This window comes from Nocardiopsis sp. FIRDI 009 (assembly GCF_003386285.1).
Classification (GTDB): domain Bacteria; phylum Actinomycetota; class Actinomycetes; order Streptosporangiales; family Streptosporangiaceae; genus Nocardiopsis.
Genome location: NZ_QPNC01000031.1, coordinates 63252 through 87463, shown reverse-complemented (window position 1 = coordinate 87463; position 24212 = coordinate 63252). Strand labels below are relative to the sequence as shown.

At 73.0% G+C, this 24212-nt stretch carries 25 protein-coding genes and 1 tRNA gene; 11 read left to right on the top strand and 15 right to left on the bottom strand.

The genetic code is table 11. The features are described 5' to 3' along the window. Positions 1-103 precede the first annotated feature (103 nt). Positions 104-847: an endonuclease III gene (gene nth / locus DVR05_RS23050; RefSeq protein ID WP_198659306.1), complete on the bottom strand. Its 744-nt coding sequence runs from the start codon at positions 845-847 to the stop codon at positions 104-106. A gap of 304 nt (positions 848-1151) precedes the next feature. Here nth and DVR05_RS23045 point away from each other — a divergent pair, with 304 nt between their 5' ends. Beyond that, positions 1152-1826, top strand: a complete 675-nt coding sequence (locus tag DVR05_RS23045) for a Crp/Fnr family transcriptional regulator (protein ID WP_187347088.1) — start codon at positions 1152-1154, stop codon at positions 1824-1826. Positions 1827-1953: 127 nt separating this feature from the next. Here DVR05_RS23045 and DVR05_RS23040 read toward each other — a convergent pair whose 3' ends face one another. The 4 genes from DVR05_RS23040 to DVR05_RS23025 all read right to left on the bottom strand — a co-directional run bounded on the left by DVR05_RS23040 (position 1954) and on the right by DVR05_RS23025 (position 4366). Further along, positions 1954-2760, bottom strand: coding sequence for an MBL fold metallo-hydrolase (locus tag DVR05_RS23040; protein WP_116247994.1), 807 nt, complete (start codon positions 2758-2760; stop codon positions 1954-1956). Positions 2761-2826: 66 nt separating this feature from the next. Continuing rightward, the gene (locus DVR05_RS23035; RefSeq protein WP_116247993.1) at positions 2827-3651 is read right to left on the bottom strand and encodes an NUDIX domain-containing protein; all 825 of its coding nucleotides are present in this window, start codon (positions 3649-3651) and stop codon (positions 2827-2829) included. A 77-nt stretch (positions 3652-3728) separates the two neighbouring features. Continuing rightward, complete coding sequence (locus DVR05_RS23030; protein ID WP_116247992.1) at positions 3729-4193, bottom strand: RidA family protein; 465 nt, start codon at positions 4191-4193, stop codon at positions 3729-3731. Next, positions 4193-4366, bottom strand: coding sequence for a DUF4177 domain-containing protein (locus DVR05_RS23025; protein ID WP_013156298.1), 174 nt, complete (start codon positions 4364-4366; stop codon positions 4193-4195). Before DVR05_RS23025 ends, DVR05_RS23030 begins: the two co-directional genes overlap by 1 nt. 171 nt (positions 4367-4537) lie before the next feature. Between DVR05_RS23025 and DVR05_RS23020 the strand changes: the two genes are divergently transcribed. From DVR05_RS23020 to DVR05_RS23010, 3 genes are all read left to right on the top strand, one after another. Then, complete coding sequence (locus tag DVR05_RS23020; RefSeq protein ID WP_116247991.1) at positions 4538-5581, top strand: ArsA-related P-loop ATPase; 1044 nt, start codon at positions 4538-4540, stop codon at positions 5579-5581. Then, complete coding sequence (locus tag DVR05_RS23015) at positions 5578-6723, top strand: ArsA family ATPase (RefSeq protein WP_116247990.1); 1146 nt, start codon at positions 5578-5580, stop codon at positions 6721-6723. Before DVR05_RS23020 ends, DVR05_RS23015 begins: the two co-directional genes overlap by 4 nt. A 375-nt stretch (positions 6724-7098) precedes the next feature. Beyond that, positions 7099-9477, top strand: a complete 2379-nt coding sequence (locus tag DVR05_RS23010) for a penicillin-binding protein (protein ID WP_116247989.1) — start codon at positions 7099-7101, stop codon at positions 9475-9477. 46 nt (positions 9478-9523) lie between these two features. On the opposite strand, the gene DVR05_RS23005 is transcribed toward DVR05_RS23010, so the two are convergent. Continuing rightward, the gene (locus DVR05_RS23005) at positions 9524-9976 is read right to left on the bottom strand and encodes a GatB/YqeY domain-containing protein (protein WP_116247988.1); all 453 of its coding nucleotides are present in this window, start codon (positions 9974-9976) and stop codon (positions 9524-9526) included. A 100-nt stretch (positions 9977-10076) separates the two neighbouring features. Here DVR05_RS23005 and DVR05_RS23000 point away from each other — a divergent pair, with 100 nt between their 5' ends. Together DVR05_RS23000 and DVR05_RS22995 are read left to right on the top strand one after the other, a co-directional pair. After that, the gene (locus DVR05_RS23000) at positions 10077-10997 is read left to right on the top strand and encodes a metallophosphoesterase (protein ID WP_116247987.1); all 921 of its coding nucleotides are present in this window, start codon (positions 10077-10079) and stop codon (positions 10995-10997) included. Positions 10998-11071: 74 nt separating this feature from the next. Then, positions 11072-11148, top strand: a tRNA-Pro gene (locus DVR05_RS22995). A 327-nt stretch (positions 11149-11475) separates the two neighbouring features. On the opposite strand, the gene DVR05_RS28020 is transcribed toward DVR05_RS22995, so the two are convergent. Further along, positions 11476-11631: a hypothetical protein gene (locus DVR05_RS28020; RefSeq protein ID WP_232832276.1), complete on the bottom strand. Its 156-nt coding sequence runs from the start codon at positions 11629-11631 to the stop codon at positions 11476-11478. A gap of 224 nt (positions 11632-11855) precedes the next feature. Here DVR05_RS28020 and DVR05_RS22985 point away from each other — a divergent pair, with 224 nt between their 5' ends. Continuing rightward, positions 11856-12140, top strand: coding sequence for a helix-turn-helix domain-containing protein (locus DVR05_RS22985; RefSeq protein WP_232832275.1), 285 nt, complete (start codon positions 11856-11858; stop codon positions 12138-12140). A 145-nt stretch (positions 12141-12285) separates the two neighbouring features. Here the strand turns inward: DVR05_RS22985 and DVR05_RS22980 are convergent, their stop codons facing one another. The 4 genes from DVR05_RS22980 to DVR05_RS22965 all read right to left on the bottom strand — a co-directional run bounded on the left by DVR05_RS22980 (position 12286) and on the right by DVR05_RS22965 (position 16999). Further along, positions 12286-13785 carry a sodium:solute symporter family protein gene (locus tag DVR05_RS22980; protein WP_116247986.1) on the bottom strand — a complete coding sequence of 500 codons (1500 nt, stop codon included), beginning with the start codon at positions 13783-13785 and terminating at the stop codon, positions 12286-12288. Positions 13786-13918: 133 nt separating this feature from the next. Next, positions 13919-14305, bottom strand: coding sequence for a RidA family protein (locus tag DVR05_RS22975; protein ID WP_116247985.1), 387 nt, complete (start codon positions 14303-14305; stop codon positions 13919-13921). Positions 14306-14348: 43 nt separating this feature from the next. After that, on the bottom strand, positions 14349-15677 hold the full coding sequence (locus tag DVR05_RS22970) for an alanine racemase (RefSeq protein WP_116247984.1): 1329 nt from the start codon (positions 15675-15677) through the stop codon (positions 14349-14351). Beyond that, positions 15674-16999 (bottom strand): amidohydrolase family protein, encoded by a 1326-nt coding sequence (locus DVR05_RS22965; RefSeq protein WP_116247983.1) that lies wholly within the window; start codon positions 16997-16999, stop codon positions 15674-15676. The genes DVR05_RS22970 and DVR05_RS22965 overlap by 4 nt, the downstream gene beginning before the upstream one ends. Before the next feature lie 200 nt (positions 17000-17199). Here DVR05_RS22965 and DVR05_RS22960 point away from each other — a divergent pair, with 200 nt between their 5' ends. Genes DVR05_RS22960 through DVR05_RS22950 form a run of 3 tightly spaced genes read left to right on the top strand, consistent with a single transcriptional unit; the run spans position 17200 to position 19588 of the window. After that, positions 17200-18162, top strand: coding sequence for a sugar kinase (locus DVR05_RS22960; RefSeq protein ID WP_255423109.1), 963 nt, complete (start codon positions 17200-17202; stop codon positions 18160-18162). 23 nt (positions 18163-18185) lie between these two features. Further along, complete coding sequence (locus tag DVR05_RS22955) at positions 18186-18932, top strand: IclR family transcriptional regulator (RefSeq protein WP_116247982.1); 747 nt, start codon at positions 18186-18188, stop codon at positions 18930-18932. Further along, the gene (locus DVR05_RS22950) at positions 18929-19588 is read left to right on the top strand and encodes a bifunctional 4-hydroxy-2-oxoglutarate aldolase/2-dehydro-3-deoxy-phosphogluconate aldolase (protein WP_116247981.1); all 660 of its coding nucleotides are present in this window, start codon (positions 18929-18931) and stop codon (positions 19586-19588) included. The genes DVR05_RS22955 and DVR05_RS22950 overlap by 4 nt, the downstream gene beginning before the upstream one ends. Before the next feature lie 82 nt (positions 19589-19670). On the opposite strand, the gene DVR05_RS22945 is transcribed toward DVR05_RS22950, so the two are convergent. The 3 genes from DVR05_RS22945 to DVR05_RS22935 form a co-directional block, all read right to left on the bottom strand. Beyond that, positions 19671-20390, bottom strand: coding sequence for a hypothetical protein (locus tag DVR05_RS22945; RefSeq protein WP_116247980.1), 720 nt, complete (start codon positions 20388-20390; stop codon positions 19671-19673). Positions 20391-20458: 68 nt separating this feature from the next. Then, the gene (locus tag DVR05_RS22940; protein WP_232832274.1) at positions 20459-21088 is read right to left on the bottom strand and encodes a hypothetical protein; all 630 of its coding nucleotides are present in this window, start codon (positions 21086-21088) and stop codon (positions 20459-20461) included. Positions 21089-21526: 438 nt separating this feature from the next. After that, the gene (locus DVR05_RS22935; RefSeq protein WP_116247978.1) at positions 21527-21865 is read right to left on the bottom strand and encodes a helix-turn-helix domain-containing protein; all 339 of its coding nucleotides are present in this window, start codon (positions 21863-21865) and stop codon (positions 21527-21529) included. A gap of 96 nt (positions 21866-21961) precedes the next feature. On the opposite strand from DVR05_RS22935, the gene DVR05_RS22930 reads away from it, so the two are divergent. After that, positions 21962-22852, top strand: a complete 891-nt coding sequence (locus tag DVR05_RS22930) for an NAD(P)-dependent oxidoreductase (protein ID WP_116247977.1) — start codon at positions 21962-21964, stop codon at positions 22850-22852. Here the strand turns inward: DVR05_RS22930 and DVR05_RS22925 are convergent. Continuing rightward, the gene (locus DVR05_RS22925; RefSeq protein WP_116247976.1) at positions 22833-24068 is read right to left on the bottom strand and encodes a DUF418 domain-containing protein; all 1236 of its coding nucleotides are present in this window, start codon (positions 24066-24068) and stop codon (positions 22833-22835) included. The genes DVR05_RS22930 and DVR05_RS22925 overlap by 20 nt on opposite strands. Positions 24069-24212: the final 144 nt, after the last annotated feature.

Sequence of the window (24212 nt, the reverse complement as noted above, 5' to 3'; positions counted from 1 at the left end):
GTGGAAGGGGAGAGGCCGGTCGACCCGGAGCCGAGGAGTGTGTGCTCACTCACGTGATCAGGGTACAAACTCGCCCTCTGATCCCCACAGGGATCACAACGCGTCAGGCGAACGAACGCATCCGCAGCAGTTTGGTCGCCGTGGCCTCGTCCGTGGGCCCCTCGCCGTAGGACGGGCACCAGCGGGCCAGGCCGCACGCTCCGCACGCCGGCCTGCGGGCGTGGCAGACGCGGCGCCCGTGCCACACGACGCGGTGGGACAGCATGGTCCAGTCCTTGCGTGGGAAGAGCTCCCCGATCGCGTGCTCGACCTTCACCGGATCCTGCTCGTCGGTCCACCCGAAGCGGCGGACGAGCCGCCCGAAGTGCGTGTCCACGGTGATTCCCGGCACATCGAAGGCGTTACCGAGCAGTACGTTTGCCGTCTTCCTGCCTACACCGGGTAGTTTGACCAGGTCTGCGAGGTTCCCCGGAACCTCGCCGCCGTGTCGTTCACACAGTGCCTGTCCCAGTCCGATGAGGCTGTTGGCCTTGGCCCGGAAGAAGCCGGTCGACCGGATCATCTCCTCCAGCTCCTCGCGCCGGGCCGACGCGTAGGCTTCGGCGTCGGGATAGCGCGCGAAGAGGGCGGGGGTGACCTGGTTGACCCGTTTGTCCGTGCACTGGGCGGACAGGATCGTCGCGACCAGGAGTTCGAGCGGGGTCGTGAAGTTCAGTTCGCAGTGCGCGTCCGGGTACAGCTCGACGAGCTCCCGGTACATCCGGCGGGCCCGGCGCACCAGTGCGAGCCGGCTCTCCCCCGTCGGAGTGGTCGGCGACGCGGTGCTGTCTGGTGTCTCACGAGGCATCGTCACAGGGTAGGCGCACGGCGGCCCCGGCGTCCGCGCCGACCGGGGCAGGGAGGGGCGCCTTGGAGGTATCCGCCGACACGGCGCCCCAGTGACCGAGATTATGTAACCAATGTCCGATGACACGGCGCGGACCGCCCTGATACGGGCCGATGCGGACTAAGATCTCTTGGGCTGACGTCGGCTGTTGTGGGCTCGCGGTCTCCCGGCGGACAAGCCGAGGTAACGACCTGGTTTCACACCCGGGTGCGATATACGTCACACTGTTGGCGGTCAGGTTTTAGGAGGACGTGTGGTGGACGAGATCAACGAGGTACTGCGGAAGGCCCCTCTGTTCGAGGCTCTGGACGAGGAGGACACGGCCGGACTCCGCGCCTCGGTCAACGAGGTACGCCTCGGCCGCGGCCAGACCCTCTTCAGCGAGGGCGACGAGGGCGACCGGCTGTACGTGATCCTCAGCGGGAAGGTGAAGCTGACCCGCACGGCCGTGGACGGCCGCGAGAACCTGCTCGGCGTGCTCGGCCCGAGCGAGATGTTCGGTGAGCTGTCGCTGTTCGACCCGCGTCCGCGCACCGCGAGCGCCGTCGCCGTCACGGACTCCGTGCTCGCCGGGCTGGGCCACGACGACCTGCGCCCCTTCCTCTCCAGCCGTCCGCACGTGTCGCTCCAGCTGCTCAAGTCGCTGGCCGCCCGCCTGCGCCGGACCAACGACGTGATGGCCGACCTGGTCTTCACGGACGTGCCCGGCCGCGTGGCCAAGGCGCTCCTGGAGCTCGCCGACAAGTTCGGCAAGGAGGGCGAGGACGGTCTGCACGTCCACCACGACCTCACGCAGGAGGAACTCGCACAGCTCGTCGGCGCCTCCCGCGAGACGGTGAACAAGGCGCTCGCCGAGTTCGCCCTGCGCGGCTGGCTGCGGATCGAGGCCAAGGCCGTCGTCCTGCTGGACGTCGAGCGCATGCGCCGCCGCGCGCGCTAGGGAGCCGGACACCCTGTGGCCGTTCACCCCGCCGGGGTGGGCGGCCGCGGTCGTTCCCCGGTCTCACCCCCCGCGAAGGGACGGAGCCGGGACCCCGGACGCGGCACAGACCCGAAGCGGGTACGGCCTAGGACTCGACCTCCGCGGGCAGCTCACCGCGCGCCGACAGGTAGTGCAGCTGCGCCCGCACCGACGAGGCCGCGGCCTCGCGGATCTGCTCCGAGATGTCCGGGTAGACCCGGTCGATGATCTCCTCCACCCTGGTCGCCCCCGCCCGGAGGGCCGAGCGGACCTGCTCCAGGCGCGACTCGCGGTGGTCGATGTAGGAGTTCAGCACCGCCACCGGCGAGGACAGGATCGGCCCGTGGCCCGGCAGGATCGTCCGCACCTGGTGCTCGCGCGCGATGTCCCGCAACCGGTACAGCGAGTCCATGTAGGACCCGAGCCCTCCGTCGCCGTCGAGCACCGGCGTGCCGTGCCCCAGCACCGTGTCACCCGTCAGCAGCGCGTTGTCGGACTCCAGCAGCAGGCAGATCGAGTCGTCCGTGTGCCCCGGCGTCGCGACCACCCGCACCGACAGCCCGTCCACGGTGAGCACCTCGCCGTCGACCAGCCCGGCGCCGCCGACGCGCATCCGCGGGTCGACCGCGTGCACGGGAGCGCCCGTCAGCTCGGAGAAGTAGCGGCCCCCCTCGGTATGGTCCGGGTGCCGGTGGGTCACGATCGCCATGAGGACCTGCGCGCCCTGTTCCTGCACCGTCCGCGCCACCCGTTCCAGGTGCCGTTCGTCGTGCGGCCCGGGGTCCACGACCACCACGCCGCGCGCACCGGGTTCCCGGAGGATCCAGGTGTTGGTTCCCTCCAACGTCATCGGGCCGGGATTGGGGCACAGCACGCAGCTGGCGCGCAGCGTCCCGGAACCGTCGATCCTCATCGCACCTCGCTTCGCTCGCCGGCACCGGACCGGCCCGGCGCGGGGCCACACCGTGACGTGGGGCCCTCAGGGGGCCGCGTCGGGCTTCGGGAGGGGGTAGTGGGCCCCGTCCGGGGTCACGATCCGGGTCTGACCGTCGACATCCCGAACGTCCGGTTCAATGGGGACGATATCCCGTCGCGCCTCGCGTACACCTTCCAGGGTCCGGCAGGCGGCCAGCTCCGCGCAGGAGACCACCGTGGGCGGCAGCATCGGCATCCGCCCGGCCGCGTTCTCCGCGGCGACCTCCGCCGGATCGGTCCAACGGGCCAGGTCGGCCTCGCCGCCCACGTTCCGCGGCTCCTGGCCGGGCGGCAGTTCGGCGGCGAAGAACCACGTGTCGAAGCGGCGCGACTGCGCCCTCGGCGTGACCCAGCGCGACCAGGCCCGCAGCCACTCCGAACGCACGACCAGCCCGCGCCGGGAGAGCACCTCGGTGAAGGAGCGGGAGCGGTCGACCAGACCCCGCCGGTCCCGCTCCCACTCCTCCGTCGCGGTGTCGAGGGTGATGGCCCGCGCACCGGCCGCCTCGGGCTCACTGGCCAGGAGGACCCCGGTCTCCTCGAAGGTCTCCCGGACCGCGGCGCACACCAGGGCGCGCGCCATCCGCACGTCGGTGCCCAGGACCCCGGCCCACTCGGCCGGGGACGGCCCCGTCCACGGCAGGTCGCCGTCGGCGTCGCGTTCGTCCACGACCCCGCCGGGGAACACGTAGGCGCCCGGGGCGAAGCCCATGGAACGGACCCTGCGCATGAGCAGGACCTCCATGCCCGACCGCACGGGCCGGAGCAGCATCACGGTGGCGGCGGGCCTGGGCCCGGCGACGCCCTTGGGCGCGGACTGTTCGGCCATCGGCACACCCTCCTGGTCTGTCTCGGGGGCGACGGCCGTGCCACGGGCCCGTTGCCCCGCCCCGCCGGACCGCCCGGTCAGCGGACCTCGACGATCATCTCCAGCTCGACCGGCGCGTCCAGCGGCAGCGCGGTCACCCCGACGGCGCTGCGCGCGTGCACCCCGGCGTCGCCGAAGACCCGGCCGACCAGGTCGCTGGCGCCGTTGATCACGCCGGGCTGACCGGTGAAGTCCGGCGTGCACGCCACGAACCCGGTCAGCTTCACGACGCGGACCACCCTGGACAGGTCACCGATCTCGGCACGGACCGCGGCGATGCCGTTGAGCGCGCAGCGCGCGGCCAGCTCCTGGGCGGCCTCCGCGGTGACCTGCGCGCCGACCTTGCCCGTGGCGGGCAGCACGCCGTCCTCGAAGGGCAGCTGACCGGACACGTACACGTGGTCGCCGGAGCGGACCGTCGGCGTGTACGAGGCGACCGGGGGCACGACCTCGGGGATGGTCAGCCCGAGGTCGGCGATGCGCTCCTCGGGGGTGGCGGGCATCAGAGCTCTCGCTTCATGTAGGCGACGTACTGCTGGTTGCGCGGGTCGGTGCCCTCCGGAAGCGGGGCGGGCACGACGGAGACGAGCTCCCACCCGTCCGCGCCCCAGTTGTCCAGGATCTGCTTGGTGGCGTGCGACAGCAGAGCCACCGTCTGGTACTCCCACTTGCTCATGATGTACTCCCCCATCCGGAACCGGCGGCCCGCCGGGCAGTGGCGGGGCCGCACGTCAACGCCGCCACCTTACTCACCCGGCGGATCCCCCGTGTCCACCGCCGACGCCCCGACACGGTTCCCCCAGCCGTGTCCGGCCACCGGGGTCGCCCCGGACGTAGACTCCGTGGGGTGAGCGAGGCTGAGTTCGGACCGGGGAGCCCTCGACGGTCCCGCGCCGGAGCGCGACTGCACATCGTCACCGGCAAGGGCGGGACGGGTAAGACCACGGTGGCCACGGCGCTGGCCATGGCCCTGGCCTCGCGCGGCGGCCGTGTCCTCTTGGTCGAGGTCGAGGGGCGACAGGGGGTTGCCACCCTCCTCGGGTGCCCCGCGCTGCCGTACGAGGAGCGGGAGCTGATCCCCCTGCCGGGCGGTGGCCGGGTGTGCGTCCTGGCGGCCGACGCCGAATCCGCGCTGCTGGAGTACCTGGAGCTGTTCTACGGGATGCGGCGCGCCGGGCAGGCGCTGAACCGGCTGGGCGCCGTCGACTTCGCGACCACGATCGCCCCCGGACTGCGCGACGTCCTGCTGACCGGCAAGGCCACCGAGGCCGTCCGCCGCCGCGTCGGCGCGCGCCGTCGGGCCTCGGACGCCTCCTCCGCGCCCTTCCACTACGACGCCGTCGTCATGGACGCACCCCCCACCGGCAGGATCGGCCGGTTCCTCAACGTCAACTCGGAGGTGGCCGGGCTGGCCCGGGTGGGTCCGGTCCGCGACCACGCCGACAGGGTCATGTCGGTCATCCGCTCCCCCCAGACCCGGGTTCACTTCGTGACCCTGCTGGAGGAGATGCCCGCCCAGGAGACCCTGGACGGGATCGCCGAGATCGAGGCCCTGGGGTTGTGCGTGGGATCGGTGGTCGTCAACATGGCGCGCCCGCCCCTGCTCGGGGAGGACGACCTGGTCGCCGCCGCCAACGGCGAGCTGGACGGGACGGAGCTCGTCTCCGGGCTGAAGGCGGCCGGGCTGTCCGACGCCGACGACCTGGCGGCGGCGCTGTCCGACGAGGTCCGGGCGCACGCGCTGCGGGTGCTGCTGGAGCGCCGGACGCGCGCCCGGTTGACGGCCCCGGGACGGCCCGTGGTGGAACTGCCCCGCCTGGAGGGCGGCGTGGACCGCTCGGCGCTGGACGGGTTGGCGGACACTCTGGCCGAACAGGGGATGGACCGGTGACCGCGACGAACGCACCCTCGGCGCCCCGCCTGGACGTGGACGCGCTCATCGACTCCCCCGAGACCCGGATCGTCGTGTGCTGCGGCGCGGGTGGCGTCGGGAAGACCACGACGGCCGCCGCCCTGGGACTGCGCGCGGCCGAACGGGGGCGGCGGGCGGTGGTGATCACCGTGGACCCGGCCCGGCGACTGGCCCAGTCCCTGGGCCTGGAGTCCCTGGACAACACCCCGAGCCCGGTTCCGCTCCCCGAGGGGGCACGGGGCGGTCTGCACGCGATGATGCTCGACATGAAGCGGACGTTCGACGAGGTCGTCGAGGAGCACGCCGACCCCGAGCGCGCGCGCCAGATCCTGGCCAACCCCTTCTACCAGACGCTCTCCACCAGCTTCTCCGGAACGCAGGAGTACATGGCGATGGAGAAGCTGGGGCAGCTCCGCCAGTCGGGCGAGTGGGACCTGATCGTGGTGGACACGCCGCCCAGCCGGTCGGCGCTCGACTTCCTGGACGCGCCCAAGCGGTTGGGGCGGTTCCTGGACGGCAGGCTGATCAGGTTCCTCAGCGCGCCGGCGAGCACGGGCGCGTTCCGGCTCCTGGGCGCCGGCGTCAACCTGGTGACCTCCGCCGTGAACAAGGTGGTGGGCGCCCAGCTCCTGAGCGACCTGCGCTCGTTCGTCTCGGCCTTCGACACCGTCTTCGGCGGCTTCCAGGCGCGGGCGGAGCGGACCTACCGGTTGCTCCAGGCGCCGGGGACGGCGTTCGTGGTGGTGACGGTGCCCGACACGGACGCCCTGCGCGAGGCCTCCTACTTCGTCGACCGGCTGGCCGCCGACGGGATGCCGTTGGCGGGTCTGGTGGTCAACCGCGCCCACCCGCTGCCGGACGGGGCGGGGGCGCGCCTGACGGCGGCGGAGGCGGTCAGGGCGCAGGCGGCCCTGCGCGAGACGGGCGCGCACCCGCTGGCGTCGGCGGCGCTGCGGCTGCACGCGGAACGGGTCCGCGCCCGCGAGCACGAGACCCGGCTGCGCGACCGCATGCTGTCCCACCACCGCGGAATCCGGGTGGCCGAGGTGGCCGCGCTCCCGGAGGACGTGCACGACCTGGCGGGGCTGCGGACCGTCGGGGCGGCGCTCGCGGACGGGTGACCCGGGGGACCGGCGGGCCGGGGTGGACTCCGGTCACCGGGTGGGGCGGACGACGCGAACGGCATCGCGCCCCCGCCGTTACCTGATCGTATGAAACCGGACACCCGGGGACGCGAACCCCGCCTCCCCGCATCGCGTCCCAGTTCGTGAGGCCCGCTCGAGCCACACCGTACGGAGGGGGCGCGGGCCCCCGGGGCCGGGGCCCGGGAGGGCGAACCGTTCCCCCGTTCGGGGGCGTGAGGCGTGACAAGATGATCCGGAGGCGTCGCCCGGTCCCCCGGCGGGCGATTCGACACGGCTACGCACCCTCCGTTCCACATCACACCTGTTCGAGCGTTCGTGGTCACTTAGTCTGATGGGGTGGGTCAGGGGACATTGCTTCAGAGAATCGGTCAACTCGTCGTCGTCGGCGCCATCGCGGGTCTCCTCGTCGCGGCGCTGGCCCTCCCGGCACTCGGGGGCCTCGGCATCACGGCGAGGAACGTCGCCAGCGGCTTCCTCGACATGCCGAGCAACCTGGAGACACCGCCCCCTCCCCAACGTTCCACGATCTACGACAGCGAGGGCAACGTCATCGCGGAGGTCTTCGACCAGAACCGTGAGCTGGTCGAGCTCGAGGACGTCTCCCCGGTCATGATCGACGCGATCCTCGCCATCGAGGACGCGAGCTTCTACGAGCACGGCGGTATCGACGTCTCCGGAACCCTCCGCGCGGCCGTCCGCACCCTCAACGGCGACGTCGAGGGCGCGTCCTCCATCACCCAGCAGTACGTGAAGAACGTCCAGATCGAGGCCGCCACCTCCCAGGAGGAGCTGGAGCAGGCCCGTGAGACGACCATCGCCCGCAAGATCCGGGAGCTGCGCTACGCCGTGGCCCTGGAGCAGCGGATGACCAAGGACGAGATCCTCGAGGGCTACCTCAACATCGCCTACTTCAGCGACGGCGCCTACGGCGTCGAGTCGGCGGCCCAGCACTTCTTCCACGTGTCCGCGAGCGAGCTGGAGCTGCACCAGGCCGCCACCATCGCGGGGCTCGTGCGCTACCCCTACCTCTACAACCCGCGCTTCTACCCCGAGCAGACCATCGAGCGGCGCAACGTCGTGCTCGACCGCATGGTCGCCACCGGGGCGATCACCCAGGAGGAGGCGGACGAGGCCAAGCAGATCGGCATGGACCTCGACCTGGACACCGAACCCAACGGCTGCGTCCCCAGTGACCAGCCCTTCTTCTGCGACTACGTGATCCGGGAGATCGAGGCGGACGAGCGCTTCGGTTCCGACGAGACCGAGCGGGCGCGTTGGCTGCGCACCGCCGGCCTGGAGATCCACACCACCCTGGACCCGCAGGCGCAGGAGGCGGGCCAGGCGGCCGTGGACGAGTGGGTGCCCAGGGAGAACGAGTCCCGCAAGGTCGCCGCGCAGGCCATCATCGAGCCGGGCACCGGCCACATCCTCGGCATGATGCAGAGCCGCAACTACGGCCCGGACGAGAGCAAGCTCGGCGAGACCTCCATCAACTTCGCCACCGACTTCGACCGGGGCGGAAGCACCGGATTCCAGGCCGGGTCGACGTTCAAGCCGATCACGCTGGCCGCGGCCCTGGACGAGGGGTTGCCGTTCAACACCTCCTTCCCCGCGCCGGGCAGCCTGACGGTGAGCGGGCAGCGGTCCTGCAACGGCGGCACCCTCCAGCCGTGGAGGGTGTCGAACTTCGGGGACAGCAACGACGGTGTGCACAACATGGTCACGGGGACCCGTGCCTCGTCCAACACCTACTTCGCCCAACTCCAGAAGCGGGTGGGGCTGTGCGACGTGATCGAGATGGCGGAGAACCTCGGCCTGCGGCGGGCCGACGGCACGCTGTTCACGGAGAACCAGAACACCCTGGCCAACAGCAGCTTCACGCTGGGCAGTGAGGAGGTCTCGCCGCTGCGCGTCGCCAACGCCTACGCGACCTTCGCCTCGGGCGGGATCTACTGCGAGCCGCAGGCCATCACCCGGATCGTGGACAAGCAGGCCGACACGACCATGGACTTCGAGCCGGACTGCGAGCGGCGACTCGACGAGGACGTGGCCGACGGGGTCGCCTTCCTGCTGTCGCAGACCTTCAACGGCGGCACCACCACCGGTCTGGGCATCGGCCGCCCGGCGGGCGCCAAGACCGGCACCACCGACAACTCGGCGGCGGCCTGGTTCGCCGGGATCACGCCCCAGATGGCCAGCGCCATCTTCGTCGGCGACCCGCGTGGCCCGCAGCAGTACCCGCTGACCAACGTCACCATCGGCGACCGCTACTACTCGGTGGTCTTCGGAGCGACGATCCCGGGCCAGATCTGGCATGACACCATGCAGGCCGCCCACGAGGGGCTGCCGGTGGAGCAGCTGGCGCCCGCGCCCTCCCAGTTCGGCTCCACGGCGCCGCCCCGGCAGCCCAGGGAGACCGAGGAGCCCAGCCCGGCCTCCGACGAGGGCGGGGTGCCCGACGTGATCGGTATGGAGGAGGACGCCGCGGTGGCCGCCCTCCGGAACGCCGGGTACCGGGTGAACGTGTCCGGCAACCCGATCCGCTCCTCGCAGCCCGAGGGCACGGTGGCCGCGGTCAACCCGGATCCGGGCACGCGCCTGCCGGAGGGCGCCACGGTGAACGTGTTCCTGAGCCAGGGCGGCCTCACCCCGACCGGCCCGACGGACGACGAGACGTGGTTCCCGGTGCAGCCGGTGACGCCGTTCCCGTCGCCGCAGCGGAACGAGTGAACGACGGGCGGGGGTGGCGCGCCGCCCCCGCCCGCCTCGTCGCGGGTCAGGCCAGCTGACGCTTGACCTCGGCGGCCACCCGGGAACCCTCGGCCCGACCCGCGATGCGGGGGTTGACCGCCTTCATGACCTGGCCCATCGCGCGCGGGCCCTCGGCGCCGGTCTCGGCGATGGCGGCGGAGATCAGCTGGGCGAGCTCCTCGTCGGAGAGCTGCGCGGGCAGGTACTCGGAGATGACCTCGCTCTCGGCACGCTCCGCGGCGGCCTGCTCGGCCCGTCCACCCTTGTCGAACGCCTCCGCGGCCTCCTTGCGCTTCTTCGCCTCACGGGTGAGGAGCTTGATGATCTCGTCGTCGTCGAGGGAACGCTGGCTGGATCCGGCGGCCTCCTCGGTCGAGATCGCGGCGAGGACCATGCGCAGGGTGCCGGTGCGGACCGTGTCACGCGCCTTGATGGCGGTGGTCAGGTCGTTCTTGAGACGGTCTTTGAGTTCGGACATGGCACCGATCCTACGGCGGGGCCCCGCGGCCGAACCAACGATGTGTGAACACGCGCCCCGCGCATCTGAGACGATCGAGTCGACCTCTGGAGGAGAGCCGATGGAAACGGACAACCGGCGGGTCCTGCGCCGGATCGGGCGTGCGGCGGCCGTGACGGGCGCGATCGGTGTGGCGGGCCTGGGGTACGCCTCGGTGATCGAACGCAACTGGTTCCGACTGCGGCGGTACGAGCTGCCGCTGCTTCCTCCGGGGAGCGACCGGCTGCGGATCCTGCACCTGTCCGACGCGCACCTGACCCCGGGTCGGCGGATGCTCATCGAGTGGATCCGGGGGCTGGCGGCGTACGAGCCGGACCTGGTGGTCAACACGGGGGACTCGCTGGCCCACCGGGACGCCGTGGGGCCGTTCGTCGACGCCCTGGGGCCGCTCCTGGACCGGCCGGGGGCGTTCGTGTTCGGGTCGAACGACATGTACTCGCCTCGGCTGAAGAACCCCGCGCGGTACCTGTGGCGGACGAGCCGGTCCGACTACGCCGAGCGCCGGAGCCCGGACCTGCCCTGGCGTGAGCTGGGCGAGGCGATGTCGGCGTCGGGCTGGTTGGACCTGAACAACCACCGGGGGTCGCTCAAGGCGGGCGGTCTGGACGTGGCGTTGGCGGGTGTGCACGACTCGCACATCGGGCTGGACCGGTACGAGGCCGTCGCCGGTCCGGCGGACCCGCACGCGGACGTGCGGGTGGGGCTGCTGCACTCGCCGGAGCCGGCCAACCTGAGCCGGTTCGCCGCCGACGGGTACCAGTTGCTGCTCGCGGGCCACACACACGGCGGCCAGCTGTGCCTGCCCTTCTACGGGACGCTCGTCACGAACTGCGGGATCGACCGACGCCGGGCGTGGGGGCTGCACCGGTACGACGACGCGTGGCTGCACGTGTCCGGCGGTCTGGGCACGTCGCCGTATGCGCCGGTGCGGTTCTGCTGCCGCCCGGAGGCGGCGCTGCTGGACCTCGTCGCCGGAGACTGAGCCGCCCCGCCGTCGGGCCCGGAAAAGATGTGCGCGAGCACTCCACACGTCCGCTAGACTTGGGGGCGTTGCTTCGGGGTGTAGCGCAGCTTGGCAGCGCGCTTCGTTCGGGACGAAGAGGTCGTGGGTTCAAATCCCGCCACCCCGACCAGCACGAAGGCCGGTCCTACGGGACCGGCCTTCGTCGTGTCCGGGGTCGGGCAGGGGGCCAGCGCGGATCCGGTGCGGTCCGATCAGTCGAGGACGGCTGTCGCCTCGATCTCGACCAGGTACTCCGGGACGTCCAGGGCCGCGACGCCCAGCAGCGTGGCCGGGGTGACCCCCACAGTCCCGCGGCCGCCCGGGAGATCCCCGCCATGAGCTCCGGCATCCTGTCCGGGGTCCAGCCGACGACGTGGACGGTCGGCTTCGCCACGTCGGCGAAGGAACCGCCGACCCCGGCCAGGGCCGTACCGATGTTGGGGTGGCACCGCTCGACCTACGCGGCGGGGTCGCCCTCGCCGACCGTGGTCCCCTCGGCGTCCCAGGCGACCTGCCCGGCCACGGAGACCAGCCTCGTCCCCGAGGCGATCGACACCTGCCGGTAGGCGTCGATCCGGGGCGACTCCTCGGGGTTCGCCGGTGCGACGGCCATACCGTCTTCTCTCCGTGTCCGGTGTGGCGGTCCCGCACCCGCCGCACGTGGTCTCTTGTGGTTACCCGGAAACGGTAGGAGCGTGCTCGCCGACACGGAAGAACGCACTTTTCAGTGACTGGGGAACCTCATGGTGTGACCGCACAGTTCGAGGACTCGTCGGACGCGGATCCCAGGCGCGCGGACTCCCTGGCCCTGGCGATCTTCTCGGACGTCGCCGACAAGTGGGCGTCCTGATCATCGAGACCCTCGGCGACCGGACCCTGCGCTTCAGCGAGTTGCGGAACGGGGTCGAGGGCATCAGCCACAAGATGCTCACCCAGAACCTGCGCATGCCGGAGCGCAGCGGTCTGGTCGAGCGGGAGGGGCACCCCACCGTGCCGCCGAGAGTCGAGTACACCCTCACCGAACCGGGGTGGGCCCTGCGCGCGACGGTCGACGGAGTGTGCGACTGGACCCACCGGTACCTCGGCCGCATCGAGTCCCCCCGCCGCCGCCTCGACGCCTGAGGTCGGGGTCGGCGGGCCGGCCGCGCCCACAGGCTGTGGACTCGGCCGGGCCGCCCCCGGAGCTGTCTCCGGTGGGTCGCGTCCGTTCACGGACCCACCCGGGGGCCTCGACCTGACATCGGGGCCGACCGCCCCGCCCACCGGTTCAGTCCGCGGTCCGCCCGGTGGGCTCCCCGCCGCGTACCCGGGTTCCGACGTCCAGCGTCGCGCGTTCCTCCGCCAGGCGGCGCAGCGCCTCCTGGCGGCTGATCCGCGTACGCGGGGTGACCAGGCTGACCACCACCCCCGCGACCAGGGCGACCGCCAGCGACGGCAGCACCGCGTTGCCCCAGAACCCGCTGTAGGCGTCGACGTTGTTCACGACCAGGGCCGCCGCCGATCCGCCCGCCATCGCGGCGATCCCGCCCTGCCAGGTGGCGCGCGGCCAGAACTTGCCCAGGAGCGAGGCCACCAGCAGGCCCGTGAGCACCGTGGAGATCATCATGGTGATGTAGCCGATGATCGTCGTGGCCAACAGCGCGAACACCAGGGCCAGCAGGAGCACCGCGGCCAGAGCCCACCGCGAGTAGGCCACCAGCCGCTCCGCCCTGGGCAGCCGCCCCGTCACCACCTGGGAGACGTCGCGCATGAGGATGGTGACCCCGACGATGGCGTCGGAGTCACCGGAGGACATCGTCGCGGACAACCCGGCGACCAGCAGGAACGCGCCCACCCACAGCGGGAACAGGGTCGTGGCCAGGTACGGGAAGGCCATGTCCGGGTTCTCCAGGCCGGGAGCGAGGGTGTGCGCCGACATCCCGGCGACGGCCGGGAGGACGGAGAAGGCGGCGAACAGCGCCCCGGCCAGGAGGAAGCTGCGGCGCACGGTCCGCACGTTGGCCGCGGAGTAGATCCGCTGACGGTAGGACGGGGTGGCCAGCACGCCGACGGCGATGACCACCGCGAGCGACAGCGCGGGCAGCGGGCCGAGGGCCTCGACGCCCAGCAGGGAGGCGGCCTCGTCGGCCGTGCCCTCGCGCAGCCCGTCGAACCCGCCGACGGTCACCAGGGCCAGCACGGCGAGGACGGTGAAGCCGAGGAAGAGGATGGTGCCCTGGATGGCGTCGGTGACGACCACCGCCAGATAGCCGCCCACCACGGTGTAGAGGCCGAAGCCGAGGGCGATGACCACCTTGGCCAGGTTCTCGTCCATGCCGGTGAGGAAGGACAGGTACATCGCCCCGCCCATGATGTGCGCGCCCAGCCAGCCGACCGAGGCCAGGAAGAGCAGGACGGCCACGACGCCCTTCACCGCGCGGCTGGCGCCGTAGTAGTAGCTCATCTCCTCGGCGAAGGTCATGAAGCCGTGTTCGCGCACGTCCGCGAAGAGCCACAGGAGCAGGAAGACGCCGAGGGCCCCGCCGACCCCGTACAGCGCGCCCGCCCAGCCGTTCTGGTAGGCGAAGCCCACCGCGCCGAGGCTCGACCCGGTGCCGACGAGGGTGGCCAGGGTGCTGCCCATCACGAGTGGGGTGCTGAGCTTGCGCCCGGCGAGCAGGAAGTCCTCGCCGCTGCTGGTGCGCCGGGCCACCCACCAGCTGATACCGAGCATGAGGAGGACAGCGACGAGCAGGGCCACCAGGTAGCCCATGTGGGATTCGATCATGACACACGTCCAAAAGTCACGGGGGAATGACGCTCGGTGACCATGCGGGGTCGGGAGCGCGTGGGGAGGGTGGGGTCCGCCCGGTGCGCGCACCGGGCGGACCGAGGCGAAGCGGTGGCGCGGAGGGCGCCGCCTATCCGGCGGGCTTGTACAGCACCGCGTCGACCTCGATGAGGAAGCCGGGAAGATCCGCCTGGATGGTGGTGCGTACCGGGGGCTCGTCCCCGAAGTACTCGGCGAAGACCGCGTTCATCGCCTGGAAGTCGTCCAGGTCGCGCAGGTAGACCCTTGCCTGGACGGCGTCGGCCAGGCTCGACCCGGCGGCCTCGGCCACGGTGACGAGGTTGTCGAAGGTCGCGCGGGCCTGCTCCTCGAACGACCCGTCCACCAGCGAACGGTCGGCGCGGTGCGGGGTGGCGCCCGCGAGGTAGACGAAGTCACCGGCGACGACCGCCTGCGAGTACGGCCCTCCGGGCGGCGCGGCGTCCGGGGAGGTGACGATCTGCTTCCTGCTGGCCATGTTCTTCTCCTTGGATGTGCGACACACCGGGTCTCCGGCGTGGTCAGAACAGCGTGCGGACGGCGTCCACGACCCGGTGGTCGGCGTCGAGCACCGGGATCAGCGGCCACTTGTCGAACACCGTGCACGCGTGGGACAGCCCCAGTTCGACGACGTCCCCCACGTCCGGCGTGTCGGGGCCGGTTCCGGTGACGTCGAGGAAGGCGTGGTGGTCGTTGAGCGCGACCACGCGCGCCGTGTCGTCGAGCGGGATCCGCCGTCGCCCCCGCACCAGTGCCCGGGGGACGGGGAGGTCGATGTCGAAGGACACGTCGCGTTTGCCGACGCCCACCAGGGCCCGCCCGGGCTCGGGCCGGGAGAGCACCCGCGCGTGGCAGGTGAGCGCGGGGCGCAACGGGTCGTCGTCGGCGGCGGAGCGCAGCGGGGAGGCGCGCTCCATGAACAGGTCGTCGTGGGTCACGTAGCAGCCCGAACGGATGATCCGCCGGATCGGGCGGGACAGCTCGGGCATCCCCGACAGCGCGTCGGCGACCAGGTCGGGGTAGCTGCTGCCGCCCGCGGTGAGGATCACCTCGGCCGCCTCCGCGAACAGACCCTCGGCGTCGGCGCGCCGCGCGACGTCGGGCAGGACGTCCAGCCAGCGGCGGACCCGCGCGGGCGAGCCGTCGTCCCGGCGCTGCGGGAACACCCCCTCGAACGCCTCGACCCCGACGAGCGTCAGCCGCGGGCTGGCGGCGACCATCCGGGCCAGGGCCAGCGCGTCGGCCACGCTCCGGGCCCCGGTGCGCCCGCCCTCGACGCCCAGCTCCACGAGCACCGGGAGGGGCCGCGCGGCACCGGTCAGCGCCGACTCCATGATCCGTACCCCGACGGCGGAGTCCACCAGACACAGGAGCTCGAAGTCCTCCTCGGCCAGGGCCGAGGCGATCCAGGCGAGCTGCCCGGTCTCGACGACCTCGTTCGCGACCAGGACACGGCGGGCCCCGTGGGCGCGCATGACGCGGGCCTGGGCGACGGTGGCGGCGGTCAGTCCCCAGGCTCCCCGCTCCAGCTGGGCCGACCACAGGTGCGGTGACATGGTGGTCTTGCCGTGCGGCGCGAGGTCGGCGCCGTGGTCGGCGCACCAGCGGGCGAACCGGTCCAGGTTGTGCCGCAGCGCGGCCTCGTCGAGCGTGACGGCGGGCAGCCACAGGTCGCTCAGGCGGAGTCCGGCCGCGCGGACCGCGGCGGCCGTGGTCGGGCTGGTCGGCAGGGAGCGCGCCTCGACCGGGGCGGTGTCCAGGGCGGCCAGTGGCGCGGCGGGCAGGCCCGTTCCGGCGATCGGGGACGGGACGGTGTCCCGAGCCGTGTGCTCGGGCGTGGGGACGGTCATCGCGTTCCCTCCACGGGGGACGTGTCCCCGGCCCCGAGGGTCCGGTCCGGGTGCCCGTTCCCCGGCGCCCGGCCCGGGCGGGGGAAGGGTTCCTCGAAGTCCTCGGGCCGGTCCAGGTGCCGGACGGAGGTCCGGACGCGGTCACGACGGTCGGCCTCGGCGCTTCGCTGGGCCTCGCTGAGGGGGACCCACACCGGCGGTGGGGCGGCGGCCCGCGGCGGCAGGAGTCGACCCGCGGCGTAGGTGGCGGTGTTGGTCAGGCGGAGGGGGGACTCACGGACGCCCCCGTGCACGTCGACGGTGGGGAAGCGGCCGTACTCGGCCTCGAAGACGGCGATGTCGGCCCGTGCCCCGACCGCCAGGGTCCCGGTGTCGAGTCCCAGGGCGCGGGCGGGCCGCACGGTGGCGGCCGCCACCGTCTCGACGAGCCCCGTTCCGGCGGCCATGACCTTGCCCATCACGGTCGGCAGGTCGAAGGCGGGGCCGTGGACGGAGCGGATGTGCAGGTCGGTGGAGACGATCGGTGCGATCCCGGCGGCCAGTTCGGCTTCCAGGACGTCGAAGTCGAAGGCGCCCGAGCCGTGTCCCAGGTCGAAGAGCACGCCGGAGTCGCGCAGGCGCAGGAAGGTGTCCGTGGGGCGGCCGCCGGCGACGAGGTCGGTGGCCACGCCCGTGGCGCAGTGGGTGAGGATGTCGCCCTCGGTGAGGAGGGGGGCGATGTCGGCGAGGTCGGGCGGCCCGTAGCCGATGTGCACCATGAGCGGGCGTTCCAGCCGCCGGGCGAGTTCGACGGCCCGGCGCAGCGGCTCCAGGCCGTGCTCGCCGACGGTGTGTCGGTCGATGCGCGCCTTGACGCCGCGGACCAGGTCGCCGTGCTGGGCGGCGACCGCGGCGGCGGCGTCCACGTCGAGGTTCTCCAGCACGTGGTGTTCCCCCGTGCGGCCGACGAGTCCGAGTCCGGAGACGTTGATCAGCGCGTGCACGCGCAACGGCGAGGGGTCGGCGACGGCGCGGCGCAGTCCCTCCATCGCGTAGGCACCCGCGGATCCGGCGTCGACCCAGGTCGTCACACCCGTGCGCCAGGCCAGGGGTTCGGGGTCGAGCCCCCAGTAGGTGGCGCCGTGCCACACGTGCGTGTGCGCGTCGACCAGCCCCGGCAGGACCAGTCGGTCGGACGCGTCGACGGTCAGCGCCGCCCGGTCCTCGGGGAGCCCCGCGGCGACGGCGGCGATCCGACCGGCGCGCACGGCGACGTCGGCGGTCTCGTCACGTCCCGACGCGGGGTCGATGACGCGGCCACCGCGCAGCAACAGGTCCCACACACCAACCATTCCCCTCGATGTTGCACTATGCGCAGCACTGTTGCGCATTTCCCATCGCCAGGAATAGCATTCGGCTGTGCCGCGGGTCAACACCCCGTGTGACGCGGATGACGAACGGGAGGTCGTGGGTGAACGAGCGGCAACGGACCGGGAACGGGGCGGACTCCCCTGTCAGCCGCCCGGACAGCGACGCCGGACCGGTGGACGCCGTGTGCGTGGGGGAGACGATGGCGCTGCTCGTCCCCGACGGGAGCGCCGCCGACGGACACTCCACCGACCCCGCGCCGCTGTTCCGCGCGGAGATCGGCGGGGCGGAGTCGAACGTCGCCGTGCACCTGGCCCGCTCGGGACGGTCGGTGGCCTGGCGCAGTGCCCTGGGCGACGACCCCTTCGGACAGCGGATCCGCGACCGCCTGGCCGCCGCCGGGGTGCGCTGCGTCGTACGCACCGACCCCGAACGCCCCACCGGCCTGTACATGAAGGAGCCGGGCCCCGACGGCACCCGCGTGCGCTACTGGCGCCGCGGATCGGCCGCCTCCGCCCTGAGCCGGGAGGACGCCGCCGAGGTCTGGCGGCTGCGCCCCCGTCTGGTCCACACCACCGGGATCACCGCGGCCCTGTCCGCCTCCGCGCGCGGTCTGGTCGACGAGCTGCTGGGCGGGTCCCCCGAGGGCGCCCTGCGCAGCTTCGACGTGAACTACCGGCCCGCGCTGCACGGCGACCGCAACGCCGCGACCCTGCTCGACCTCGCCCGACGCGCCGACGTGGTCTTCTGCGGCCTCGACGAGGCCCAGTCGCTGTGGGGGGTGGCCGGCCTACCGGAACTGTGCGACCTGCTGCGGGGCGCCGGACCGCACGGACCCGACCTGATCGTCGTCAAGCAGGGCGCCCGGGGCGCCACCGCCGTGCGGGGGGAGCGGTCCTGGTTCCAGGCCGCGCCCAGGGTCGAGGTCGTCGAACCCGTCGGCGCCGGCGACGCCTTCGCCGCCGGGTTCCTCACCCGGTTGCTGGACCGGGCTCCGATCCCGGACTGCCTGGCCGAGGGCGCCCGGCTGGCCGGGGTCGTCCTCGGGCTCCCGGGGGACATCCCGCCCGTGCGACCGCGCGTCCCCGCCGCCTGCGAGACTGGCTCCGGCCCTGGCCCGGGCCCGCGCCCGCAGTGACGAACCGAGGGGGAGGACCAGAGGTGTCCAACAGCGTCGAACGCGCCATGCGCATCCTGGTGGAGCTGGCCGACGGACCGACCACCATCAGCGACCTCGGCCGCCGCCTGGACGTGCACCGCACGACCTCGCTCCGGCTGCTGCGCACCCTGGAGGAGCAGCGGTTCGTGCGCCGCACCGAGGACGGCAGGTACCAGCTGGGACCCCGCATGGCCACCCTCGCCGCCGCCGCGTTGGAGGGCTTCGACGTACGCGGCCTGGCCGCCCGGCACCTCCGGGAGCTGGGCGCCGCCTGCGGTCAGACCATCCACCTGGGCGCGCTGGAGGGCGACCGCGTGGTGTACCTGGACAAGGTGGAGTCACGCCACGCCGTACGGATGTACTCCCACATCGGCGCGCTCGCCCCGCTGCACGCCACCGGGATCGGCAAGGCGATCCTCGCCCACCTCCCCGAGCGCGAACGCGACACCCTGCTCGGCGACCCGCCGTTCGCCCGGTGCACGCCCAACACCCGCACGGACCGGGCGGCGCTGGACGAGGAGCTCGCCCTGACCGCCGGGCGCGGGTGGGCGCTCGACGACTTCGAGCACGAGGAGTTCATCCACTGCGTCGCCGCGCCCGTCCTCGACGCCTCCGGGAGGGTGACGGCGGCGATCTCGATCTCGGCGCCCAGCATGGTCCTCGACCGGCCGGGCCTGCTCGCCCTCACCGCGGACCTCACCGCCACCGCACGCGACATCAGCGAGGAACTGGGTTGGAGTCAGCCATGACCAGCACGTCCACCGCCTCCCCCGACGACAGCGGGGAACCGGAACGCCCGACCACCGGCTGGGCCGACTACTTCGCCGACGGCCTGTCCCCCGTCCCCCTGATGCTGATCCTGCGGGGCGCCTCCCCCGACGACGCGGTCGCCGCCGCGCGGGAGGCCTGGCGGGTCGGTGTGCGGCTGGTCGAGGTCACACTGGAGAGCGAGTCGGGGCCGCCCGCCCTGGAGGCGGTCGTCCGGGCCGCCGAGGGCCGGTTCGACGTCGGCGCCGGGACCCTCACCACCCCCGACCGGCTCCGCCGCGCGGTCGACGCGGGCGCGGGGTTCGGCGTGGCGCCGGGACTGGACGCCGACACCGTCGCCGAGGCCGTCCGTCTGGGGGTTCCGTTCCTGCCGGGCGTGGCCACGCCGACCGAGGTCGGTCAGGCGGTGCGGCTCGGGGTCACCGCGGTCAAGGCGTTCCCCGCCGACCTGCTGGGGCCGGGCTGGGTCTCGGCCCTGCGCGGGCCGTTCCCGGAGCTGCGCGTGGTGGCCACCGGGGGCGTGGACGCGGCGAGCGCGCCCGAGTACGTACGCGCGGGCGCCCTCGGGGTGGGTGTGGGCCGGTCGCTGGCCGCGCGCGGCGGCCTGGCCGAGCTGGTCAGCACCCTGTCACGGTAGGCGTGCTCCGACGGAGGCGCCCGCCGCGGTCCACCGCCGCGCGGCCGGTCCGCGCACCGACGCCGCCGGGTGCGTCGGAGGGTCACTCCGACGCCTCCCTCTCCTCCAGCACGCCGACCGCGCGCTCGGCGATGGCGACGAGGAGCTCCTCGTCATCGGTGAAGTCGGCCTCACCGGTGCCGTCGTCGTAGGTCTCGCCCGCCGTGACCTCGATGAGGACGGTTCCCACGCGCACCAGCACCCTGGCCTCGCTGCGCCGCTCCCCCTCGCCTCCCCCGACGTGGTGCGAGACCAGCGCCTCGTCACCGAGGTCGTCGATCTCGTCGGAATCGACGACCTCCCGCCACCCGTCCCCCGATCCGGGCTCGACGAGCAGCTCCCGCGCCTCGCCGGCGTAGTACCGCTCCGCCTCCCCCTCGTCCGCGACGGGCTCGTAGTCCCCCTCCGAGAGGGGCAGCCTGAAGGTGACCTCCAGACGCCCCCTGGTGCCGTCCGAGAACTCGGCGACCCAGTCACACGAGACGCTGCCCTCGTAGTACCCCTTCCTCGGCAGCGCGGCGGAGACGGCGCCCAGTTGCGACCGCGTCGCCGCGGCGCACGGTTCCCCGGGCAGCTCGTCGAACCCCGGCTCCGGTGCGGCCGCGCCCGACCCGCCCAGGGCAAACACCGCTCCCGCGGCCCCGGCCACCACGGCATAGGCCGCGAGGGTCACCGCCACGGTGATCCCCACGATGCGCCCGGTGCCGCCCCTCCCCGCAGGCGGGGGCGCGGGAGCGGGGTACGGTGCGGGGCCTTGCTGCATGGCGGGGGTCTCCTGTCGTTGGGGCGTCGTTCGGGGGGCGGAGCCCCACGCGGGTGACGGAGGGCCGGTCAGCCGAACACGTCGGCGACCACGTCGGCGAGCAGCTCCTCGGCGCCGTCGGCGTCGAGGTCGTCGCTGCTGGCCAGGGACACCCGGATCGTGCCCACGACGTCGCCCTCCCGGACGAGGACGGTGACCCGCTGGGTGGGAGGGGGGCCGTACCCGTAGTCGATGTCCGCCAGGACGAGCGCGCTCTCGTCCCCGAGGTCGAGGTCCTTCTCCTCGGTGTCGACGACCTCCGTCGACCCCTCGCTCTCGTAACCGAACTCTCCGGCGGACTCGACCTCGTCCTCGTACAGCTCCTCGGCGTCCCTGGGGACGTCCTCGCCGGTCATCTCCTCGACCAGCTCGGCGTCCGGACCCGCCAGCGGCACGGAGTGGCCGACGTGCAGGGGCACCTCCTCCTCGCCGTTCAGCAAGGTCCGCCAACCGCACCCGGTGGCGTACTCACTCACGTCCCAGTAGGAGGGTTCCGCGTCGAGATCGTCCAGGACCTCCTCGCCGACGACCGCGCACGGATCGTCGGGCAGGCCCCGGGCGGGGTTCACGCCCACGGAGCCGAAGGGGGAGAAGGAGTGGACCACGGTCCAGGTGAGGCTGCCCGCGACGACCAGGGTCACGAGGGCCGCGGCGGTCACCGTCAGGGCTCTGCGGGGCGGACGTGCGGGCTGCGGCGGCGCCAGCTGTCCCGGAAGGCCGGGGCCGCCCTGCGGTGCGGGGTGCCCGTGCGGAGGGCGGGGTCTCCCCGGACCCCCCGGGAAGGGAGGCTGCCCCGGCTGACCGGGCTGACCCGCCTGGGGGATCCATCCGGGCTGGCCGGGCTGGTGCGGGGGCTGCTGCCCGGGACTCCCCAGGAAGGGGGGCTGCCCCGAAGGACCGTGGTGGGGCGGTGGGCCCGGTTGGGGCGGTTGAGGGGGCTGTCCCATGAGCGAGGGTCCGTCCGGGGGAGAGTCGACGCCTGACGCCACGTATGTTCCCATGGCGCGGCCGCCGAAGACACGCCATACCCCCGGAATGGTGTATACCGGCCGGCGTCGCCGGGCCGCCCCGGCCACCGTCCGACCGGCCGCGTCCGCTCAGTGGGGAAGGACGCCGCGAACGTGTTCGTCCCCCCAGTCCGCGAGCGGTTCCAGGACCGCGTTGAGGGACCGCCCCACCGGGGTCAGCGAGTACTCCACACGCGGCGGGATCTCGCCGAAGTCCTCCCGGTGGACGATTCCGTCCTCCTCCAGCTCGCGCAGGTGGGCGGCGAGCACCTTCTCGGTGACCCCCTCCACCAGACGGCGCAGCTCCCCGAACCGGCGCGGCCGCTCCGCCAGGGCCCAGATGATGACGACCTTCCACTTCCCGCCGATCACGTCCAGCGCGGCGTCGAGGCCACAGCTGTAGGCGCCGGGCCTGCGCATCGCACGCATACTCCCCCTCCTCCACCTGCACGCTTACCCCGGGGTGCGCACCCACTTCGAAGTACGTACTTGTGGGCCCCGAGACCTGGCAGGAGCCTAGTCCACATGACCGAACACACCATCGAAAAGCCCCGTGTCTGCCTGCTCGGCGTCGGCGACATGGGGAACGCCCTCGCCCGCTCCTGGCTCGCCGCCGGACACCCGGTGACCGTCTGGAACCGCACCCCCGCCAAGGCCGACCCCCTCGCGAAGGAGGGGGCAGACGCCGCCGCCACGGCCGCCGAGGCCGTCGCCGCGAGCGACCTGGTGGTCACCGTCCTGTCGGACGACGCCTCCGTCGGCGCCTCGCTCGCCGACGCCGACCTGACCGGGAAGGACCTGGTCAACCTCACCACCAACACCCCTGACGAGGCCCGCACCCGCGCGGAGTGGGCGGGCCGCCGCGGCGCCCGGTTCGTCGACGGCGGGATCATGGCGGTGCCGACCATGGTCGGCGTCCCCGAGGCGGGCGGCTACGTGTTCTACAGCGGCTCCCGCGACGCCTTCGACCGCCATGAGCGCACCCTGTCCGTCCCACTCGCGACCAGGTTCGTCGGCCAGGACGCCGGGATGGCCGCCCTCCACGACGTCGCCCTGCTCAGCGCGATGAACGGCCTGTTCGCCGGTGTCTCCCACGGCCTCGCGCTGGTCCGCGACGCGGACGTGGACCTGGGGTCCTTCTCCGGCCTCCTCTCCGAGTGGCTCGTCGCCATGACCACGACCATCCCCGACACCGTGGACCACCTGGAGAGCGGCGACTACACCACCGACGTCGTCTCCAGTCTCGCCATGCAGGTCAGGGCGAACACGACCATGCTGCGGACGGCGCAGGAGCAGGGTGTGAGCCCCGAACTCATCGTCCCGTACCTGCGGCTGATGGAACTCCGGCTGGCACGGGGCGGCGCCGAGGAGGACGGCACGGGGGTGATCGACCTGCTCAGCGGCGCGCGCCACTGAGGTCCGCGGCCACCCGGTCCGGCCGACCGCCGTTCCGACGCCAGGCGGGAACCTCCAGGTTGGTGACGGCGCGCAGCAGCCACTCGGCCGGGCCGTAGCGGTACCTCGCCGTCCACCACGCGCTCAGCCACATCTGCGCGGCGAAGAGGGCGACCGCGATCAGCAGGACGAACGGCGGGGCGCTCCGGCCCACCAGTCCGAGGCCGAGCCCGGTGAACAGCAGCGCGCAGACCAGCGACTGGCCGAGGTAGTTGGACAGGGCCATCCGTCCGGCGGGGGCGAGCGCGGCGGCGATCCGCCGACCGCGGCCGCGGTGGAAGAGGCGGAGCAGGGTCGCGGCGTAGGCGGCGGTGAGGAACGGGGCGGTGAGCAGGGCCAGGGAGAGCCCGTAGAGGTCGGCGGTGCCGCCCAGGTCGGCCAGGACCAGGGATCCGACGAGGCCGGCCGGGAAGCCGACCCACTGGATCAGGCGCAGCGCGTGGTCGTGGGCGCCCGTGTCGGCCAGGACCCGGTGCCGTCCCGCGGCCAGGCCCACCAGGAAAGCGGAGAGCGCGACCGGTCCCTGGACGCCCACGAGGTTGATCGCCATCCGCGGCAGGCTGGCCAGGTGTTCGCCGATGACGGTCAGCGGACTTCCCGCCAGCGCGGCCGTGGTCGCCTCGCCCGCGGCCAGGGCGGCCTCCGCGTCGAAGGGGGCCGCTCCGCTGATCCCGGCCCAGCGCATCATGACCGCGACGAGCCCGATCAGCACCGCCGCCGTGACCAGGGCCGCGGGCGCCCGCATCCGGTGCAGGGCGAGCAGGACCAGCCCGAGGACCGCGTAGGTGGTGAGGATGTCGCCCTGGAACAGCAGCACCGCGTGCAGGGCGCCGATGACGAACAGTCCCGCCAGCCGCCGCAGGAACCTTCCGGCGAAGCCGACGCCCCGCCGCCGGGCCGAGTCGAGCTGGAGCGTGAAGCTGTACCCGAACAGGAACGAGAACAGCAGGTAGAACTTCATCTCGAAGAACATCGTCACCAACCAGTGCGCGCCCCGGTCGAGCGGTGAGTCGAAGGCGGGGTCGTGCACCTGGTGGAAGGCGTAGCCGGAGGCGAAGAAGCCGATGTTGACGACGAGGATCCCCAGCAGCGCGAAGCCGCGCAGCGCGTCGAGGTCGAGGATCCGCCGCTCCGGTCCGGTCCGTGTGGAGGGGCCGTCGGCCGCACGTGTGCTCATACCCCGAACCTAGGGATCACGGGGCTTCCCGGGCCATGAACCAGGCCCGCCGAAGCGGGGTGGGGCGGGCCTGGGGCCGCGGGTGGTGGGGGCGCCACGCGCCGGGGGGTGTCCGCACCACCCGCGGGGCGGGGTGCCGGGGTC

What these genes read in the sequence shown, in the direction of transcription:
- nth (WP_198659306.1), bottom strand. Translation starts at nt 847, where the DNA reads ATGCCTCGTGAGACACCAGACAGCACCGCGTCGCCGACCACTCCGACG.
- DVR05_RS23040 (WP_116247994.1), bottom strand. Translation starts at nt 2,760, where the DNA reads ATGAGGATCGACGGTTCCGGGACGCTGCGCGCCAGCTGCGTGCTGTGC.
- DVR05_RS23035 (WP_116247993.1), bottom strand. Translation starts at nt 3,651, where the DNA reads ATGGCCGAACAGTCCGCGCCCAAGGGCGTCGCCGGGCCCAGGCCCGCC.
- DVR05_RS23030 (WP_116247992.1), bottom strand. Translation starts at nt 4,193, where the DNA reads ATGCCCGCCACCCCCGAGGAGCGCATCGCCGACCTCGGGCTGACCATC.
- DVR05_RS23025 (WP_013156298.1), bottom strand. Translation starts at nt 4,366, where the DNA reads ATGAGCAAGTGGGAGTACCAGACGGTGGCTCTGCTGTCGCACGCCACC.
- DVR05_RS23005 (WP_116247988.1), bottom strand. Translation starts at nt 9,976, where the DNA reads ATGTCCGAACTCAAAGACCGTCTCAAGAACGACCTGACCACCGCCATC.
- DVR05_RS23000 (WP_116247987.1), top strand. Translation starts at nt 10,077, where the DNA reads ATGGAAACGGACAACCGGCGGGTCCTGCGCCGGATCGGGCGTGCGGCG.
- DVR05_RS28020 (WP_232832276.1), bottom strand. Translation starts at nt 11,631, where the DNA reads ATGGCCGTCGCACCGGCGAACCCCGAGGAGTCGCCCCGGATCGACGCC.
- DVR05_RS22980 (WP_116247986.1), bottom strand. Translation starts at nt 13,785, where the DNA reads ATGATCGAATCCCACATGGGCTACCTGGTGGCCCTGCTCGTCGCTGTC.
- DVR05_RS22975 (WP_116247985.1), bottom strand. Translation starts at nt 14,305, where the DNA reads ATGGCCAGCAGGAAGCAGATCGTCACCTCCCCGGACGCCGCGCCGCCC.
- DVR05_RS22970 (WP_116247984.1), bottom strand. Translation starts at nt 15,677, where the DNA reads ATGACCGTCCCCACGCCCGAGCACACGGCTCGGGACACCGTCCCGTCC.
- DVR05_RS22950 (WP_116247981.1), top strand. Translation starts at nt 18,929, where the DNA reads ATGACCAGCACGTCCACCGCCTCCCCCGACGACAGCGGGGAACCGGAA.
- DVR05_RS22945 (WP_116247980.1), bottom strand. Translation starts at nt 20,390, where the DNA reads ATGCAGCAAGGCCCCGCACCGTACCCCGCTCCCGCGCCCCCGCCTGCG.
- DVR05_RS22935 (WP_116247978.1), bottom strand. Translation starts at nt 21,865, where the DNA reads ATGCGTGCGATGCGCAGGCCCGGCGCCTACAGCTGTGGCCTCGACGCC.
- DVR05_RS22930 (WP_116247977.1), top strand. Translation starts at nt 21,962, where the DNA reads ATGACCGAACACACCATCGAAAAGCCCCGTGTCTGCCTGCTCGGCGTC.
- DVR05_RS22925 (WP_116247976.1), bottom strand. Translation starts at nt 24,068, where the DNA reads ATGAGCACACGTGCGGCCGACGGCCCCTCCACACGGACCGGACCGGAG.